This window comes from Nostoc sp. LEGE 12447 (assembly GCF_015206985.1).
In the GTDB taxonomy this organism is placed as follows: domain Bacteria; phylum Cyanobacteriota; class Cyanobacteriia; order Cyanobacteriales; family Nostocaceae; genus Nostoc.
In genome coordinates, this window is sequence record NZ_JADEXT010000006.1 from 102,347 (window position 1) to 119,791 (window position 17,445).

14 protein-coding genes are annotated in these 17,445 nt (G+C 42.1%); 4 read left to right on the plus strand and 10 right to left on the minus strand.

From position 1 onward, the window contains the following. Positions 1–60 precede the first annotated feature (60 nt). From IQ274_RS09860 to IQ274_RS09875, 4 genes are all read right to left on the minus strand, one after another. Complete coding sequence (locus tag IQ274_RS09860) at positions 61–3,813, minus strand: CARDB domain-containing protein (RefSeq protein ID WP_228058126.1); 3,753 nt, start codon at positions 3,811–3,813, stop codon at positions 61–63. A gap of 276 nt (positions 3,814–4,089) precedes the next feature. Beyond that, complete coding sequence (locus IQ274_RS09865) at positions 4,090–6,792, minus strand: type I secretion system permease/ATPase (protein ID WP_194142129.1); 2,703 nt, start codon at positions 6,790–6,792, stop codon at positions 4,090–4,092. Next, a complete protein-coding gene (locus tag IQ274_RS09870) occupies positions 6,741–7,523 on the minus strand; it encodes a peptidylprolyl isomerase (protein ID WP_163927729.1) in 783 nt (260 codons plus the stop codon). Before IQ274_RS09870 ends, IQ274_RS09865 begins: the two co-directional genes overlap by 52 nt. Positions 7,524–7,935: 412 nt before the next feature. Then, positions 7,936–8,781 carry a DUF92 domain-containing protein gene (locus IQ274_RS09875; RefSeq protein ID WP_194142130.1) on the minus strand — a complete coding sequence of 282 codons (846 nt, stop codon included), beginning with the start codon at positions 8,779–8,781 and terminating at the stop codon, positions 7,936–7,938. A 608-nt stretch (positions 8,782–9,389) separates the two neighbouring features. Here IQ274_RS09875 and IQ274_RS09880 point away from each other — a divergent pair. Beyond that, complete coding sequence (locus IQ274_RS09880; protein WP_194142131.1) at positions 9,390–9,821, plus strand: VOC family protein; 432 nt, start codon at positions 9,390–9,392, stop codon at positions 9,819–9,821. A gap of 72 nt (positions 9,822–9,893) precedes the next feature. On the opposite strand, the gene IQ274_RS09885 is transcribed toward IQ274_RS09880, so the two are convergent. Then, a complete protein-coding gene (locus IQ274_RS09885; RefSeq protein ID WP_194142197.1) occupies positions 9,894–10,526 on the minus strand; it encodes an esterase/lipase family protein in 633 nt (210 codons plus the stop codon). Between the two features lie 400 nt (positions 10,527–10,926). On the opposite strand from IQ274_RS09885, the gene IQ274_RS09890 reads away from it, so the two are divergent. Then, positions 10,927–11,391 (plus strand): hypothetical protein, encoded by a 465-nt coding sequence (locus IQ274_RS09890; RefSeq protein WP_194142132.1) that lies wholly within the window; start codon positions 10,927–10,929, stop codon positions 11,389–11,391. A 30-nt stretch (positions 11,392–11,421) separates the two neighbouring features. On the opposite strand, the gene IQ274_RS09895 is transcribed toward IQ274_RS09890, so the two are convergent. The 3 genes from IQ274_RS09895 to IQ274_RS09905 form a co-directional block, all read right to left on the minus strand. Then, a complete protein-coding gene (locus tag IQ274_RS09895; protein ID WP_163927725.1) occupies positions 11,422–11,550 on the minus strand; it encodes a hypothetical protein in 129 nt (42 codons plus the stop codon). 258 nt (positions 11,551–11,808) lie between these two features. Next, complete coding sequence (gene asnS / locus IQ274_RS09900; protein ID WP_194142133.1) at positions 11,809–13,200, minus strand: asparagine--tRNA ligase; 1,392 nt, start codon at positions 13,198–13,200, stop codon at positions 11,809–11,811. A gap of 2 nt (positions 13,201–13,202) precedes the next feature. Next, positions 13,203–13,565: a hypothetical protein gene (locus IQ274_RS09905; protein WP_163927723.1), complete on the minus strand. Its 363-nt coding sequence runs from the start codon at positions 13,563–13,565 to the stop codon at positions 13,203–13,205. A 44-nt stretch (positions 13,566–13,609) separates the two neighbouring features. On the opposite strand from IQ274_RS09905, the gene IQ274_RS09910 reads away from it, so the two are divergent. Continuing rightward, positions 13,610–13,885, plus strand: a complete 276-nt coding sequence (locus tag IQ274_RS09910) for a DUF6439 family protein (protein ID WP_041565907.1) — start codon at positions 13,610–13,612, stop codon at positions 13,883–13,885. A gap of 129 nt (positions 13,886–14,014) precedes the next feature. On the opposite strand, the gene IQ274_RS09915 is transcribed toward IQ274_RS09910, so the two are convergent. Together IQ274_RS09915 and rlmD are read right to left on the minus strand one after the other, a co-directional pair. Further along, on the minus strand, positions 14,015–14,464 hold the full coding sequence (locus IQ274_RS09915) for an ATP-binding protein (protein ID WP_194142134.1): 450 nt from the start codon (positions 14,462–14,464) through the stop codon (positions 14,015–14,017). A 391-nt stretch (positions 14,465–14,855) separates the two neighbouring features. Beyond that, complete coding sequence (gene rlmD / locus IQ274_RS09920; protein ID WP_194142135.1) at positions 14,856–16,262, minus strand: 23S rRNA (uracil(1939)-C(5))-methyltransferase RlmD; 1,407 nt, start codon at positions 16,260–16,262, stop codon at positions 14,856–14,858. A gap of 267 nt (positions 16,263–16,529) precedes the next feature. On the opposite strand from rlmD, the gene IQ274_RS09925 reads away from it, so the two are divergent. Next, positions 16,530–17,015: an allophycocyanin subunit alpha-B gene (locus IQ274_RS09925; RefSeq protein WP_012407637.1), complete on the plus strand. Its 486-nt coding sequence runs from the start codon at positions 16,530–16,532 to the stop codon at positions 17,013–17,015. Positions 17,016–17,445 lie beyond the last annotated feature (430 nt).

Sequence of the window (17,445 nt, forward strand, 5' to 3'; positions counted from 1 at the left end):
CATTCTGCCGCTTATAGAAATTGCATTTTACCTTTGATAAACTACACTTAAGGGATTTTTCTATGCCAAACTATTTGCTGCTGTCGTTGTGACAATCTGACGCACTTGGGCATCAGTTAAACCTTTCTTAGCACTGAGCATCAAAGCTATTACCCCAGCAACGTGAGGAGTCGCCATAGACGTTCCCCTTTGAAAACCATACTTGTTACCCGGAAGTGTTGAATAAATACCAATTCCTAGATCCGCATCACCTTCAAAGTATGCTCCGGGAGCTGTAACATAAGCGAGTGGAGTTGTTCCACTACGGTGAGAGAAGTCGGTAAGTGTCCGATCGTAGAATACTGCTCCAACCGCAAGTCCCCACTGGGTAGCATAGCGGGCGGGATAATCCGGTTCTGATTTACCATCATTACCTGCTGCCATAACGGTAATTGCTCCTTTGCTGGCAGCATATTGAATAGCTGACTGTATCTCACTACTTGGAGAACCACCTAAGCTGAGGTTAATGACATTAGCTCCGTTATTGACTGCATAACGAATACCATTTGCGATCGCACTATTAGTTCCTTGACCATTGCTATTCATAACTTTCATCGGCATAATCTTGGCATTATAGGCAATACCAGTGACACCGAAGTTATTTTTCACCCCAGCAATAGTGCCAGCAACATGAGTACCATGACCGTTATCGTCTAATGGATTATTGTTGTTGCTGACGAAGTTCCAGCCGTTGACATCATCAATGTAACCATTGCCATCATCATCTTTGCCGTTGCCAGCGATTTCCTTGGTATTCTTCCAGATATTAGCGCTCAAATCTGAGTGATTGTAATCTACTCCACTATCTATCACAGCGACGATCACACCTTGACCAGTGTATCCCTTTGCCCAAACTTCCGGTGCTTTAATTGCATCGGCTCCCCAATTATCACCACCCAAGTTAGGGACATCAGCAAACGTACTCTGACCTAAAGCTTTCGCTACTGCGGCTGCGGCATTAATTAAGCCATAGCCAGTAGTTGAGTTAAATGCGCCACCATTGACAGGATTTAAGGTAATTGGTGTGGTGATGTAAACGCTGTTGTTACCTTCGTTGCTTTCAATGACATTTCCTCGCCCATCGGCTTTAAATATCAGGTAGTATTTACCAGCACTAATAGTAGGAGCAAGGGTAATAGATGTGGAGCGAGAAGTAACGGCAGAAGGTGTCAGAGTAGAACTACCCTCAATTTCTGTACCTAAGCTGATATCATCATCGTTACCAAATGTTGTATCTCGTGAAAGATAAAAACTTGTCTTACTCCCTCCAGCACTGCCATTACCTTGGTTTTTAAGTTGATAATTAACTAGGAGTGTAGTACCAATAGCAGCACTACTAGCAGATGTAGCATTTTGGATGACCAAATCTGGTGCAGTAATTGCGATCGCTTTGGCAACGATGTTGTTATTTTCATTGCTTTCTCTCAATGACCCAAAACCATCAGCTTGGTATAGGAAATAGTAACTACCGGGAGTGATAGTGCTGGAAAGGTATAGGGATGCAGACTCGGAAATTACAGCAGAGGGAGCAATGTCAGAGATACCGATAATATCCGAACCGACTGAAATGTCCTCACTACTGAGGCTGGTATCTTTAGAAAGATAAAAGCGTGTGGTGTTAACACCAGCTTTACCATTACCTTGATTTTTCACCTGATAGCTTAGTTGGATTGTTGTACCAATGTTGGCGCTAGCGGGAGCCGAAGGATTTTGTATTAATAAGTCTGGTGCCGCAATCGTAATTGCTTTGGCCGTAACGTTGTTGTTTTCATTACTTTCAAAAATCTCGCCATTGCCATCGGCTTGTAATAGCAGGTAGTAATTTCCAAAAGTCATATTACTGCTGAGTATTAAAGAGTAAGACTCTGAACTATATTTACTAGCGCCCAATCCAGAGTATAAGTAGCTTCGGGAATAGCTTAAGTATGTGTCATCGCTGCTCAAGGTCGCATCTTTAGAAAGATAAAACTTCGTTGTACTAGAACCAGCACTGGCAGTACCTTGATTGACTAGTTGATAATTGACAGTGATTAAGCTACCGGGGTTAATAAGACTAGGAGCCGAAATATTTTGTATTACCAGGTCTGGTTTAGGGCCATTAATAGCGATCGCTTTGCTGACAATATTATTAGTTTCGTTACTTTCGCCAACATTGCCATTAGCATCGGCTTTATACAACAAATAATAGTTACCTGCGGCGATCGCATTGTTGATGATCAGCGATGCTGTCTCTGAGCTAGTAGCACCTGCGGCAATGGCGTTAACGGCATCTGAGCCGAGCAACACATCATCATTACTAAAAGCATTATCCTTGGATATATAAAACTTGGTGGTAGTTGCAACAGCACCACCAACACCTTGGTTTTTCACCTGATAGCTCAGTTGAATGGTACTACCAACGGCTGTTGTACTGGGAGCTACAGCGTTTTGTATTATTAAGTCTGCTTGGGTAATGGCGATCGCTTTGCTAGCAAAGTTATTGGTTTCATTGCTCTCAACTGCATTTCCTGCGCCGTCAGCTTGATAGAGCAAGTAATAGTTACCTGTAGCGATCGCATTGTTAATGATCAGCGATGCAGTCTCTGAGCTAGTAGCACCTGCGGCAATAGTGTTAACGCCATCTGAGCCTAACAATACATCGTCATTACTAAAAGCGGTATCTTTGGATATATAAAACTTGGTGGTAGTTGCAACAGCACCACCAACGCCTTGATTTTTGACCTGATAGCTTAGTTGAATAGTGCTACCAACTGATGCTGTACTAGGGGCTGGGGTATTTTGAACTATCAAATCTGATTTTTGAGTTGGAGTAATGGTGATTACTCCGGCAATACCGTTGTTAGTTTCATTGCTTTCAGCAACATTCCCATCACCATCGGCGATGTATGCTAAGTAATAATTCCCAGCAGTGATGTTACTGCTAAGACTGAGTGTGGTTGACTCGGAACTATAACTACCCGCAGCAATGCCGCTAACGTAGTCATAGCCCAAGTACACATCTTCGTTTCCGATATTTAAATCTTGGGAGAGGTAAAATTTGGTGTTACTAGCAACAGCACTGGCATTGCCTTGGTTTTTGATTTGATAGTTTAGTTGAATGCTACTTCCAGCCGCCGCCGAACTGGGATTTGAGGTATTTTGTACTATCAGGTCTGGTTTAGTAATATTAATTACGTTAGCAACAGCGTTGTTGTTTTCGTTGCTTTCGGCAACATAGTTATAGCCATCGGCTTGATACACCAAATAATAGCTACCTGCGGCGACGCTATTGCCGACGGTGAGTGTGGTTGACTCTGACCGATAGTAACCAGATAGGATGTTATCAACATAGTCATCGCCTAAAAATATATCTTCACTCCCTAAAGAGAGATCCTGAGACAAATAAAACTTGGTATAGCTATAACCAGCACTGGCATTGCCTTGGTTTTCAATTTCATAGCTCAGTTGAATGGTACTGCCACCTGCGGCATAACTGGGAGTTGAAACGGTACGTGCTATCAGGTCTGGCTGAATAGCAGCAGCAGCGATCGCTTGAGTAGAATTTCCGTTGCTTAGACTACTCTTCTTGGCATAATTGTTTTTACCTCCGAAAGCGTCGATTTCCGTAGAAGTATAACTACTGCGATCGCTCGATCTAAAACTATTTACACCACTCAGACTGAAGCTAGAGTCATTATTCTGATTATCAAAACTATTAGATTTTTTTGATGATAGAAGGCTGGCTTTTATACCAGAATTTTCATTAATAGAGTTAGAGTCTTTGGTAAAAAACATTAGTAGTTTCACCTCGTATATTCAAGTAAATTTGCACCAAGAAAAGTACTCAAATCCTTGATATATAAGGGAATGAGCCGGAAAATATTTCTTTGTAAGACAGGTGCTACAAATACACTTAACTATAAAATTACGTAATTAGCAAGTAAGATTACAGTTTTCTGCATACTTAAGCAATTTAAAAGGCGAATGAAGTATAACTCCATTCGCCAAAGACTATATTTAAGCTGCTTTTCAGGAATCAAATAAGCACAAGTTAACAGCTTGTTAAAGCTACTAAATGTTTGCTTGCTGCCGTTGATATAGTGACCAATACAAACCCTTTTGTTGTAATAACTCTGAGTGAGTACCACGTTCGGCAATCACGCCTTGTTCTAATACCAAAATCAAATCAGCGCGTTTGAGAGGGGCAAAGCGGTGAGCAATCAGAAACACAGTGCGGTTAGCGGAAACTTTTTGCAGGTTTTGTAGTACTTGTTGTTCGGTTTCACTATCCAAAGCACTGGTAGCTTCATCCAAAACTAAAATCGGCGCTTGGGAAAGAAATAACCTTGCAAGGGCAATACGTTGTCTTTGTCCGCCAGATAAAGCTGTACCGCGTTCACCCACATTGGTTTCGTAACCGTAGGGTAATTGACTGATGAAGTCGTGTGCTACTGCTAGTCTTGCCGCCTCTACCACTTGTTCTGCGGTAATGTCGGGAGTACCGAGAGTGATATTTTCCAAAATGGAACCGTTGAATAAAAAGTCTTCTTGGAGAACTACACTAACTTGTTGCCGCAGTGAGGCTAAATCGGCACTTTTTATATCAAAACCATCAATGAGGATGCGTCCTGATTCAATTTGATAGAGGCGTTGCAATAGTTTAGACAAGGTACTTTTACCAGAACCGCTACGTCCGACAATGCCAACAAATTGCCCTGGTTCAGCATTGAAAGAGATTCCCCGCAGAATTGCTTCAAAGTTCGGTCGGTAGCGGAAAAATACTTGCTCGAAGGTGACTTGTCCTTTCAGAGGTGGTAACACTAGACCAGTTCCTAGTTCAGCTTCTGGGGAGACGTTGAGAATATCACCAATGCGATCTACAGAAAGTAGCACTTGTTGGAGGGTTTGCCATAACTGTACTAAACGCAAAAGTGGACCCGTGACTCTGCCAGATAGCATTTGAAAGGCAACTAGTTGTCCAATTGTGAGCTTTTGTTCAATGACTAATTTGGCTCCAAACCAGAGAATCAGCATGGTGGAAAAATTGGTGAGGAAGTCACCAATGTTGCTGCTGATATTGGAGGTGGTAGAGGCTTTAAAACCTGTGCGGATGAAGCGAGCAAATAAGCCTTCCCAGCGATCGCGGGCTACTGGTTCTGCTGCATGGGCTTTAACGGAATGAATCCCCGTGATTGTCTCTACTAGAAAGGATTGACTATCGGCACTCCGGTTAAAAGTTTCGTTGAGCCAGTTACGCAGAATTGGTGTTGCAACTATCGTCAAAGTTGCAAACAGTGGCAGTACTGCTAAAGCCACAAAGGTGAGTGGGACGTTGTAGTAAAACATCAATGCTAGGTACACCACAGCAAAGATGCTATCCAGAATCACAGTTAATGCTGTACCCGTGAGAAACTGACGAATTTGTTCGAGTTCCTGGACTCGTGCTACTGTGTCTCCGACGCGCCGCGACTCAAAATAAGCCAAAGGCAGGCGCATCAGATGGCGAAATAGCTGTGCTGATAAACTTAAATCCAGACGACGGGCTGTATGGGTAAAGATGAATAGGCGCAGAATGCCAAGTACGGACTCAAATATGGCTACACAAAGAAGTGCGATCGCCATAACATCAAGAGTCGGCAAACTCCCCTGCACCATCACTTTATCAATAACTACTTGCGTAATTAGTGGTGTTGTTAACCCCAAAAGCTGCAAGGTAAAAGATGCTAATAATACTTCTGTTAGTAATCCCTTATACTTCCAAACTGCTGGGGTAAACCAACTGAGATTAAATGTTTCTTGTTTAGATATCAGTTCTACTTGCCACAATCGTCCATCCCACGATGCCTCAACTATGGATTGCGGTAAGCTTTCACAAATGCGATCGGGATTTAGAGGGTTAGCGATAATTAAGCGATCGCCCTTAACTCCATAAGCTACCACCCAGGATGGACTCTGGGGTGAGTCAGAATTCCACAATAGTAAAGCTGGAAATGACAGTTGTCGCAACTCACCCCAACTCACTTGTAACCGCCGCAACACTAACCCTAACTTTTCTCCTGCTTCCACAACCTGTTTTGGGCGTTGTCCTCTGAGTTGACGTTGCACCCATTCCAGTTGCACAGAGTTTTCTAGCTGTTGCGCCACCATTGTTAAACAAGCAGCCGCAGTGTTCCAGCTAGCAACAAATGGATAATTTGAGATGATTAAATTCGCGGCTGGGAGTCGTTTTTGGGGTTGGAGGCTGTGAGGGCTGGAAGTTCCATCTGAGACTGATCTTACTGAAGGAGTGGAAGAGAAGGAAAATGTCTCTCTTTCTCCCTCCATATCCACTGGTAAGACTTGCCAAAATTCCTGAATTTGTGGGTTAGAAAATTCTGTCCACAGGGCTGTATCCCAACACACTACTACTACTTCTTTGCTAGCAGCTACAGCTTTAAAATCCGCAGACAACTTTTGTAAATCACCAAACCAATCCCCCACTTCTAGGGCTGCCAAAGGTTTGCCAACTCCCTCTTCTCGTAAGCGAACTTTTCCAGCCACAATTAAGAATTGGTAACGACCCACATCGTTAGACCAAATTTTTTCTCCCAAACGATACTGACGAGTTTGACACTCATTTTCCAATTGGGATTGTTGTTCGGGAGTCAGCCAGCATAGCGGCGGCTGATTCCAAGGCAAAGAAGCTAGCACTTTTAATCGTAAAGATTCATTATCCAGAATTTTTAACTCACTTGTAGCTTGACTGTCAGTTTTTGAATTTTCTCTGCTAGCCATTTCTCAAATAACTCATTTTGTAGTGCTTGCTTAAGTTGAGTATCTTCTAAAGACGCTGGCAGAAATTGTTCTACTCGAAACAAACCATAAGGTCCTTCTCCTTGGGGAGAGTCTTTGCCAACGATTTCTATTGGTCCTATTAATTGTCCAGGACTTGCCACATCAATAGCTGCCCGTAATATATCCGGCATACTTCCTCGGCTGACTATTCCCATCATGCCGTTCACAATTCGGTCATCTGAAAGTGAATACTCTTTAGCTAGTTGCTCAAAACTACCTCCTTCTTCAATTTGGGTTTGTAGTTCGTCTGCCAATTCTCGATTATTAACAACTATCCGAGAAAGTACCACCCGATCCAAAAAGATTTTGCGTTCAATAAAATATTCTTGGATTTTTGGTTCCGTGACTACAGCTTTCAGCTTTTCTAACTTGTAACCAAAAGTAACTGATGTGTGAAATGCGGCGTAATCTGTGTTATTGGTTTTTAACCATTCTTGAAAACTTTGGGGGTCAGTCAGTTGATTTTTCAGTCTAAAGTCAATAATGGACTGTTCGGTTATTGCTGTACCAATTTCAATATCGTCTCGTGTTCGGATTTCTTGCTCAATTACGTGCTGGCGGAGAATATCCCCAATGAACTGCCCCAATTTTCCAGAGGCTTGCAGGTACTTTACAGCTTCCTCAATAGAAATTATTTGGTCATTAATTGTCAAAAATGATAAAGATTCCATGAATTAATTATGTGAAAATGGTTAAACACTTATAGGACTTTTAAATTAAATCATATAGAGATCATCTGGTCGTTGATGAATAACAATGATAAAGATTCCATGAACTAATTACATCTAAACGGTCAAAAAATTATATAGCTACTCAATATAATAATTTTCCATGATTATGTTTACAGTCTAGCGGGGACAAAACAGGATTGAAAATTTCAGAGGTAGTGCAGTAGTAAAGCAGATTGCTTATTTCCTACCACTGTCCCTCATGAGTATTGGGTATTGAGTGCTGTTAGCAGTAGCGGGGCGTTTAGACCTTTCTTAGTGCTGAGTGGAGAATCTCACTTCTTTATTCAGAACTCGCACAAGAGGAACCGTTTCGTTTTACCTAATGCCCAATTCCCAATTCCCAATGCTCGATCTACTTAATGATATTTATCCATGTCCAGGAAAGTAGCACAGCCGCGATCGCACCGATTAATGTATTAAAAATATTTACTACTTCATTGGTCAGCCAGGTATACTTAGATTGCAGTGTTGCCCCAATCACACTTTCTAAGTTAGTGGCAATAAATGCTGCCAGTACACACCAAGCGACTCCTAATAGATCGATTAAACCAACTCCCCAACCAACAAATGCGATCGCTACAGAAGCCACAATACCAGCTAAAGTCCCCTCCAAGCTGACCGCTCCTTCTGTACCGCGAGGCACAGGTTTGAGTGTGGTAATTAGAAAGGTGCTTTTGCCATACGCTTTACCAACTTCACTTGCAGTAGTGTCAGCTAGTTTAGTACTGAAACTTGCTACGTAGCCTAGTAATAATAGAGACTGGAGACTTGTACTGAGCGCAGCCGAAGTATTGGGAACTAGAAACTTGTACTGAGCGAAGTCGAAGTATTGGGAACTAGATACAAAAAATCCCGAATTTATTATCCCTACTCCCAAGGCACACAGCGCCCCGGTCAAAGCTGAACCCCAGACATTCTCCGGGCCCCTTGCCCCAGAACGCTTTTCGGCAATTCCTTCAGCCTCTTTCTGCGCCATACCGATGCGGGTAACACCAGAACCAACCAGAAAATAGAACATTACTACTGTATATCCTTGCCAGCCTAGAGTTACCCAAATTAGGATGGCCAGAAACCACGCATGAAATGATCCAGCAGGCGTAAGTAGCTTTTTCGGGGCAATCCAAGCTAAACCCAATAGAATTGTGTTTAATACTACTGCCACCAACCAGGGATTAACAGAATCAATTAAGGATGACATCAGCAATTAATCATGAGTAATTTTGTCTTAACATGAACAGAATAACGAATTTGTCATGCTTAGTGCTTAGTTCCTGAAACCTCTCCAGTTAAAGTAATATGTTTGTATTGTTAACTAAATTGCATCCGATCACTCTCAAAGCTGAGTGTAAAACTACAAACAACGTCTTATATATACACTGCAATATTTATTAAAGAAGGTGGATTAAACAAAATGCAAAATTTTTGTTTAGTTGGGTGGACTCTTCTAGTAACTGATCCAAAGCACTTTATTATGGTGCATTAAGTTCTCAACACACCATCTCTCATAAAGTTGTCAGCTTTGAAATCTCCGTTACTGAGTGTCTGCCCAGGCAAACATAAATTAGTATACCTGCACAAGAGAAAGGAGTCACCTAAAGAATTAAGTGTAAATTATGTAAATGTAGGGCGAAGTCTTTAGCCACAAGTTGCAGTGACTCAAGTTATACTCAGCTCTTAGTTTTAGTTATAAGGATCAAGGATATAAATTATTTTCAGCTAAAACTGTGTTCAACTTGACGACAATCAAAACTTAACAAAATAATAAATTTTAGATAGCATCAACTACTAATATTTTTCCCAAAAGCTATGAGCCAAACTTTATTCCATCTTGCTTTCCCTGTGACTGACATTGCCCAAACAAAAGCATATTACGTGGATGGATTGGGCTGTATTCCTGGTCGTGAAAACCATCACGCGCTGATTCTAAATCTCTATGGTCATCAACTAGTAGCTCACGTAACAAAAGAACCCTTAATACCGCAACACAGTATATATCCCAGACACTTTGGACTAATTTTTACCCAAGAACGTGACTGGCAAGACTTACTAGAAAGGGCACAACAACAACAGCTACTTTTTCGCGAAGAAACCAAAAATCGCTTTGTCGGTTCTCTTCTTGAACATCGCACTTTCTTTTTAGAAGATCCTTTTTATAACCTTATGGAATTCAAGTACTATCGTCACCCAGAAGCGATTTTTGGGAGTTACGAACATACGCAAATTGGGGATAGAACTTAAGTAATTCGTAATTCGTAATTCGTAATTCGTAATTAAAGATGAATAGATTCAGGGTGGTAAGTATCTTGGCTACTAATTGGATACTTTTTTCAGGAAGGGCAGCTTAATAGGCTTTGTTAAAGCTGCTTTTACTGCTGCTAAACTCCTTGGATCTGTTAGCATCCAAGGGTGTAGGGCAACTGGTACTATTACTTCGCTTCCTACGGGCATTTGTGAACTATTCGCTGGGACAATCATCAAATCATAAGGTGTCCAGATCGAAGTAAAATCTAATTGCTCCAATATTACAGCATCAGAATTTAAATCCTTGAGAAAAATGCTGTCGGGGCGCATTTGCACGCAACCAGGACGCTGGGAACCATAAGCAACCACAGTTCCATTATGGGGTGAAGAGATCGTAATAAATCTCTGAATACGGTTAATTCCTCCCAGTCGCTGGATATAGTAACGGCTGACAATCCCTCCCATGCTGAAGCCTACTAAATCTAGCCCTTGTTCTGGTGCAAAGGTGGCTGTAACATAATCGGTTAGCTGCCCTGCCAATTCATCAAGACCCACATCACCATTATTAGGAAACAGATCAAGAGAATATACAGGCCACCCCTGCAATCCTAAGTAACCTGCCATTTTATGAAAAACTGCCCCCGTATCGTCAATGCCGTGTACCAATAACACAGGATTGCGCTGCTGATTTTCAGTATTCATCTCTAAAATCTGGCTGAATGAAGTCTGTACAAAATGTAACTGAGTGCCGTTGCTATCTGCCAACAATCTATGACACTCCTCCCACTGGTTAAAAGTAAACTGCTTGCTTTTTTCCAATCAATAATTTTCAAACGAAGAAGTGTTAATTTTTATAAAGCTTGCTTTCAGAATCTTGCTCTTAGTTACAGTAAAATTTAATAATTAGTTCTCGGTGTATGAAGGTCGCAAGTGCTTGCATAAAGAACATTTGCCCTATAGTTTTACTACAATGTTGATTAAGCACAAATCTATAAGGGTTGTCACCAGAACGAGTTGACACCAAAGCAGAAAATGTTACATTTTTTCGTAATTTTTAACAATTACGGTCGAGTTCCAAATATACAAGGCAGGAGTAATTGTAATGGATTTTATCAAAAAGTTAATTTCAGGGATTCTCGGTTTCGTGACTAGGATTCTTGGTTTCGTGACTGGGTTGTTACCTGGTAAAAAACAAAGCAATGGTTACTTTTTAGAACTGGACGAAGCAACCAGTCAACCGAAACCAGCACCATCAAACGGTAAAAAGGCTGCGGCACCAGCAGTATCTCCGGCTGCAAAAAGTCCTGAACCTCAAACTGCTAAAGCAACCACAACTGCGACAAAGACCAAAGTAGAAGCATCTCAGAATGGTAAAGCTGTCAAAGCTGAACCCGCTAAAGCAGCCGCCACCGTTAGCCCAAAAACACCTGCTGAAACCACCTTTGCACCTAAATATCTTGCTCCTTCGACTACTAGCTCTAATGGTCGTCGCCGTCCAGGTGCGAATATGAGTGCTTACCTAGACATGGCACGTCAGGTTAAAACGCCTAACACGTCTAACAATTGATAGAGAGGCGAAATTGCCCGTCTCTACAAGTTAAATGTAAATCCGCAAAGTTAAGATAACTTTGCCAGTTGTAGATGGAGGAACTCTCCAAACTAGGAGCGATCGCTTAATTTTCTCCACTACAACTTCACCTTTTACAGTAGAGGCTTTTTCATCCAATAACTACTCTCCCTAAAATTCTGGTCTTTTGCCGGATTTTACCAATTGTTTGGTCTTGTAGGTTGATGATAAATGTTTTTAACTGGATTTTTGTTGAGCCCCAAAATTTAAAAACCTGGCGATTATAAATCAATACGGTTCTAAGTGCTACTTGTACAAAATCGTGGGTTTTGAGACGCGATAAATCCACGTCTCTACAAGTATTTTGGTCTTATCGGAACTGTATTGGATTATAAATGGCCAGGCTTACAATTTAAACTAAAATTCAGCACTTTGTGGTGTACGCGGAAAAGGAATCACATCGCGGATATTTCCCATACCCGTCATAAATTGCACGAGTCGTTCAAAACCCAGGCCGAAACCAGCGTGGGGAACAGTTCCATAACGACGTAAATCAAGATACCACCACAAATCTTCTGGCTTTAATCCTTGCGCTAACACGCGGCGTTCTAAAACCTCTAGGCGTTCTTCACGTTGGGAGCCACCGACAATCTCGCCAATTTTGGGTGCGAGAATATCCATTGCGCGGACGGTTTTTTCATCGTCGTTCAAGCGCATATAAAAAGCTTTGATTTGCGCTGGATAATCTGTAACAATTACTGGCTTTTTAAACTGTTGTTCAGCTAGGTAGCGTTCGTGTTCTGATTGTAAATCTAAACCCCAACTCACAGGATATTCAAATTTAACATCAGCTTTTTCTAAAACTTTGATGGCTTCTGTATAAGTTAAGCGTTCAAACTGATTATTAATAATATTTTCGGCTGTCGCCAACACAGATTTATCAATGCGTTCATTGCAAAATTCCATATCTTCTGGGCAGGTTTCTAACACATATTTAAAAATGTGTTTGAGAAACGCCTCAGCCAAATCCATATCGCCTTCTAAGTCACAAAAAGCCATTTCTGGCTCAACCATCCAAAATTCTGCTAGGTGGCGCGAGGTGTTGGAATTTTCTGCACGGAAGGTAGGGCCAAAGGTGTAGACGTTACTAAACGCCATTGCCATGACTTCCGCTTCCAACTGGCCGCTAACTGTTAAATATGTGGGTTTCGCAAAAAAGTCTTGGCTGTAATCTACTGCTTGGTTTTCTGTGCGGGGAATATTCTTTAAATCTAAACTGGTAACGCTAAACAGTTCACCTGCGCCTTCACAATCGCTAGCGGTGATGATAGGGGTGTGTACCCATAAAAAGCCTCTTTCTTGGAAAAATTGGTGAATTGCTGCCGAACAAGCATTTCTGACGCGGAAAACTGCACCAAAAGAATTAGTCCGCGATCGCAAATGTCCAATGGTTCGCAGAAACTCAAAGGAATGACGTTTCTTTTGCAGGGGATATGTATCGGGATCAGCTTCGCCGTAAACTTTCACAGACTCGGCTTTTAACTCAATCCGTTGTCCTTTACCAAGGGAAGCCACCAGTACCCCTGTAGCCTCAACAGCAGCACCCGTATTCAATTTTTTCAATATAGCTTCGTAATCCAGCAAATCCTGATTAATGACGACTTGCAAATTAGCTAGTGATGAGCCGTCATTGACTTCAATAAAAGCAAACCCTTTGGACTCGCGCTTCGTCCGCACCCAGCCTTGCACTTGGAGGGACTCATCAGGTTGGCCACTTCGCAATATTTCTGCAATCCGTCGATTTACCATATTTACCCAGCATAAGACTTTAATATCCAGCCTATGATAACGCCCATTCCACCAAAGCGGACGACTTGCCAGAAAGGTTTTTTCAGGCTACGCCAAGAAAATAACTGGCTTTCTAAGTTCACTTCTAGCCTTTCCAACTGCTGTTGAATGTGCCGTAACTCTGCTTTGATTTCTGGTGTCTGAGATTTATTGTGCTTTAGTTGATCGCGGCGCTGTTGCCATTGTGCCTGTTGTTGGCGATCGCGTTGCACTTGATCGTAACGCTCTTTTAAGGATAGGAGCGATCGCTCTACTTCCTCTAGTTCTTGTTCAAAATCTGGTTCTTGATTTTCTGCTGACGACTGTGATTGTTTTGGCGGCTTCATTTACAAGTAGTAAAGTAGAAGTAAATGCAAATGTGCCAATAGTTATGTCCCAATCTACCCAGCTGCCGAAAACCAGTCAACTGAATGAACTTAGTACTCTGGAACTAGCTCAAGCTCTCATGGAAAGACTGAGTATTTCCCCTAACGATTGGCATCGCCTCAAGTCTAACCGCAATTCCCGCGCTAATGAACAAGTGGCAGCAGCAATTGTGTATCTTTTAAAGAATCAGCCACAAGAAGCTCAAGCTAGATTAGAACAGGCAATTGGTTGGTTAGATCGCTCCATCTCCGCCCCTCCCTGTCCAACTCACGGCAAGTAGGGAGTAGGGAATGGGAAATAAAAATCAATCAACTAATAACTTTCCCCATTCCCTACTCCCTCATGGGAAGTAAAGAATAGGGAATAGTTAGTAAAAAACAATCAATTAATAACTTTCCCCACTCCCCTTTTATAGTCGCAGAGATAGTCCCCGGCGAGTTTCCATTTGTTTACAAAGCCTTAATTCTGTGCCTTTGCGGTTCCACTCTACCTGATCAAAAATTTGATGGAGAAGACATAAACCACGACCACTTTCTGATTCATCTGGTGGTAAATAGTCTGTTGGCTCTTCTTCAATAACAGATGAAGGAGTAAAGCCACTACCCTGGTCTGATATTATCCACCAATATTGATTATCAATTAAGGAAAAACGGACTACAACTGTTTTACTTGGGTCAAGATTATTGCCATGTTTAGCTGCATTTACTAGAGCTTCTTGAAGTCCTAGCCGCAGTTCTGCTTGTAATTTTGCTGGAATTTCTGCCAACAGTAAATCTAAGATTGGACAAAGGTAGAGGGTTGAGGCAAAACTAATAGTGCCCCAATAACGTGCAACTGGACGGAGTGAAATTGTAATCACAAGAGAAACCCCATAGCTTTCAGTTAGCTAGACATCAGTTTGCTATTACAGGCACCCTGATAAAACTTGAGGTGGTCATGCTGCCTTCAAACTTGCGTCTTTAAAACTAAATTTTGAAAATGCTAGGGAGCATTAGCCCTATAGTATGAGTTGAGATTGTTTGGATATATAACGGCTGCAATAGTTTTGATAATGATGTTAGCAACTTAAAAAGATGCTAGTAATTTGACCGAGTATTGGGATACTCTAGTTAATTGCCGATTTGTCATTTACACAATCCAATTCATATTTATAAGAACCTATGCAACTTGAATTTATTTAAACGAAAAGTAATTTTTATTTTCAGCTTAATTCAATTTTAGCATCTTTAGTATGCACTAGACTAAAATTTTCAAATTTCAGTTTTTGTAAAGGAATTACTATCCTTGTGCAAATGTGATAGCACAAGAAATGCGGCAGCTTCAACATGAGCAGTTTGAGGAAAAAAATCAGCAGGTTGTACCCGTGTGAGGGTATATTGCCCATCTTCACAAAGCAATTTCAGGTCACGGGCGAGGGTAGATACCTTACAGCTGACGTAAACTATGCGAGATGGTTTCAGTTGCCGTAAAGTGTCGATGACAGCGCGATCGCACCCCTTACGTGGCGGATCGAGTATTACTACTTCTGGTATTGTGCCCATTTTAGGAAGCAATTTCTCTACTGCCCCAACTTGGAAGGTCACATTATCAATTCCGTTACGGTGGGCATTCAAAATAGCTTGTTCTACTGCTGCTGGTTGCACTTCTAATCCTGTAGCAATCCGTACTTTTTTGGCGAGGGGTAAAGTTAAAGTCCCAATACCACAGTAGGCATCAACTAGCAACTCATGCCCTTGAAGATTGAGTTCTGATTGAATTATCTGCAATAGTGCCTCTGCTGTTTCTGTATACACTTGGAAAAATGTATCTGGGCGTACTTGAAATTCCAGTCCAGCAAAGTTTTCACGCAGGTGGGGGACTCCAGCGATGCAACGAGTTTCTAATCCAAATATAGCATTTGTGCGATCGCCATTGCGATTAAGTGACACTCCCACTAAATGGGGATAACGCTTTAACCATTCCTGGGCTTGGGTTTCAATTCCTGATAAATTCCAGTCTTTCACCACCAAAGTCAACAACATTTCTCCAGTGTGTCGGCCAATGCGTAAACCCAGATGGCGAATTTTTCCCTGATGGCGCTGTTCGTCATAAATTTGCCAACCTTGTCGTTGAATATCTTGCTTAACTTCGGCAAGTAAGGGATTTAATCGCGCATCTTGGACTGGACATTGATTTAAGTTAATTAATTGGTGACTACCTTTTTGGTAGTAACCAGCTTGTACCTGTCCTGTTGCCGATGTACCCAAAGGATATGTAGATTTATTACGGTAGCCCAAAGCAGAAGGGGCGGCGAGTACCGGATTTACCGGTGGTTGGACAAAACCGCCAATGCGCTCTATTGCTTGGATAACTTGATTTTGCTTGGCTACTAGCTGGTAGTCATAATTAATATGCTGCCACTGGCAACCACCGCATTTGTCCGCCACAATACAATTGGGTCTTATACGGTGGGAGGATGGCTCTAATAGCTCGTGGAGCTTCCCGTGGGCGTATTTTGGTTTAACATGAACCAAGCGGATAATGGCGCGATCGCCCGGTACAGTAGCTGGGACAAACACTACACGCTCATCAGCGCGTCCCACCCCATCACCTGTATCACTCAGGTTAGCGATCGTTACTTCAATTAATTCACCCTGTTGCCAAATTATTTTAGTCATTAGTCATTTGTCATTTGTCATTTGTTATTGGGCATGGGGCATGGGGCATTGGGCCAAACAGTTCCGTTAGCGGTAGCGGGGCGTTTAGCCCGTGAAGAGTTAGGAGTTACGAATTCTCCCCCTGCTTCCCCTGCTTCCTCACTCCCCACATCCCACTCCCCATTCCCCAAAAGTTTCAATTCAATACATAAGTAGCTCCTATCTCTTCACTTGTGTACCTCCGACTCGCTAAACTAACAGATAATATTTCAGGTGATTTCAATCATCATGACTGTAATTAGCCAAGTTATTCTCAAAGCCGACGACGAACTGCGTTATCCCAGCAGTGGCGAACTTAAAAATATCAAAGACTTTTTGCAAACCGGCGTACAACGGACGCGGATTGCGGCTACCTTAGCCGAAAACGAAAAAAAGATAGTTCAAGAAGCAACCAAACAACTTTGGCAGAAGCGTCCTGACTTTATCTCCCCCGGAGGTAATGCTTACGGAGAACGCCAACGCTCTCTATGTATCCGTGACTTTGGCTGGTACTTACGTCTAATTACTTATGGTGTGCTTGCTGGCGACAAAGAGCCGATTGAAAAAATCGGTTTGATTGGTGTGCGGGAAATGTACAATTCATTGGGCGTTCCCGTGCCTGGAATGGTAGAAGCGATCAATTCCCTCAAAACAGCTTCTCTTGGCTTATTGAGTGCGGAAGACGCTGCTGAAGCAGCACCCTACTTTGATTACATCATTCAAGCGATGTCTTAATACAAAGTGTGTGTTGGTTCTAGGAGTATACTTCCGGTCTAGTAGAGTGAGTGCAAGACATTAGCACTCGATAGGGATAAGATACCGAATTTGATCATACCCTCCCCACAATTGGTAGTGGCTGTGGCAAAATATCTGTCAAGTTACCAACCAGTTGTGGGGAAATTTATTTAAGTAATAGTTATGGGGCATTTCTCAAAGGATGAAGGATATACAGACATAAAAAACCGACAGTCCTTGGTTAAGGCTGTCGGCAATTAAGTGTGTTCCCTATTAATGACTCGGCTAGAGTTCAGTTGTCATTAATTATGCCTAGTTAGCGATCGCAGAGAGACGATCATAATCATAGATATGTGTGATTCTCGTCACTTGATTGTTACAGCTAAACTGCATACACCCGAATAATCTCTGAGTCTTAGTAAATCTATGC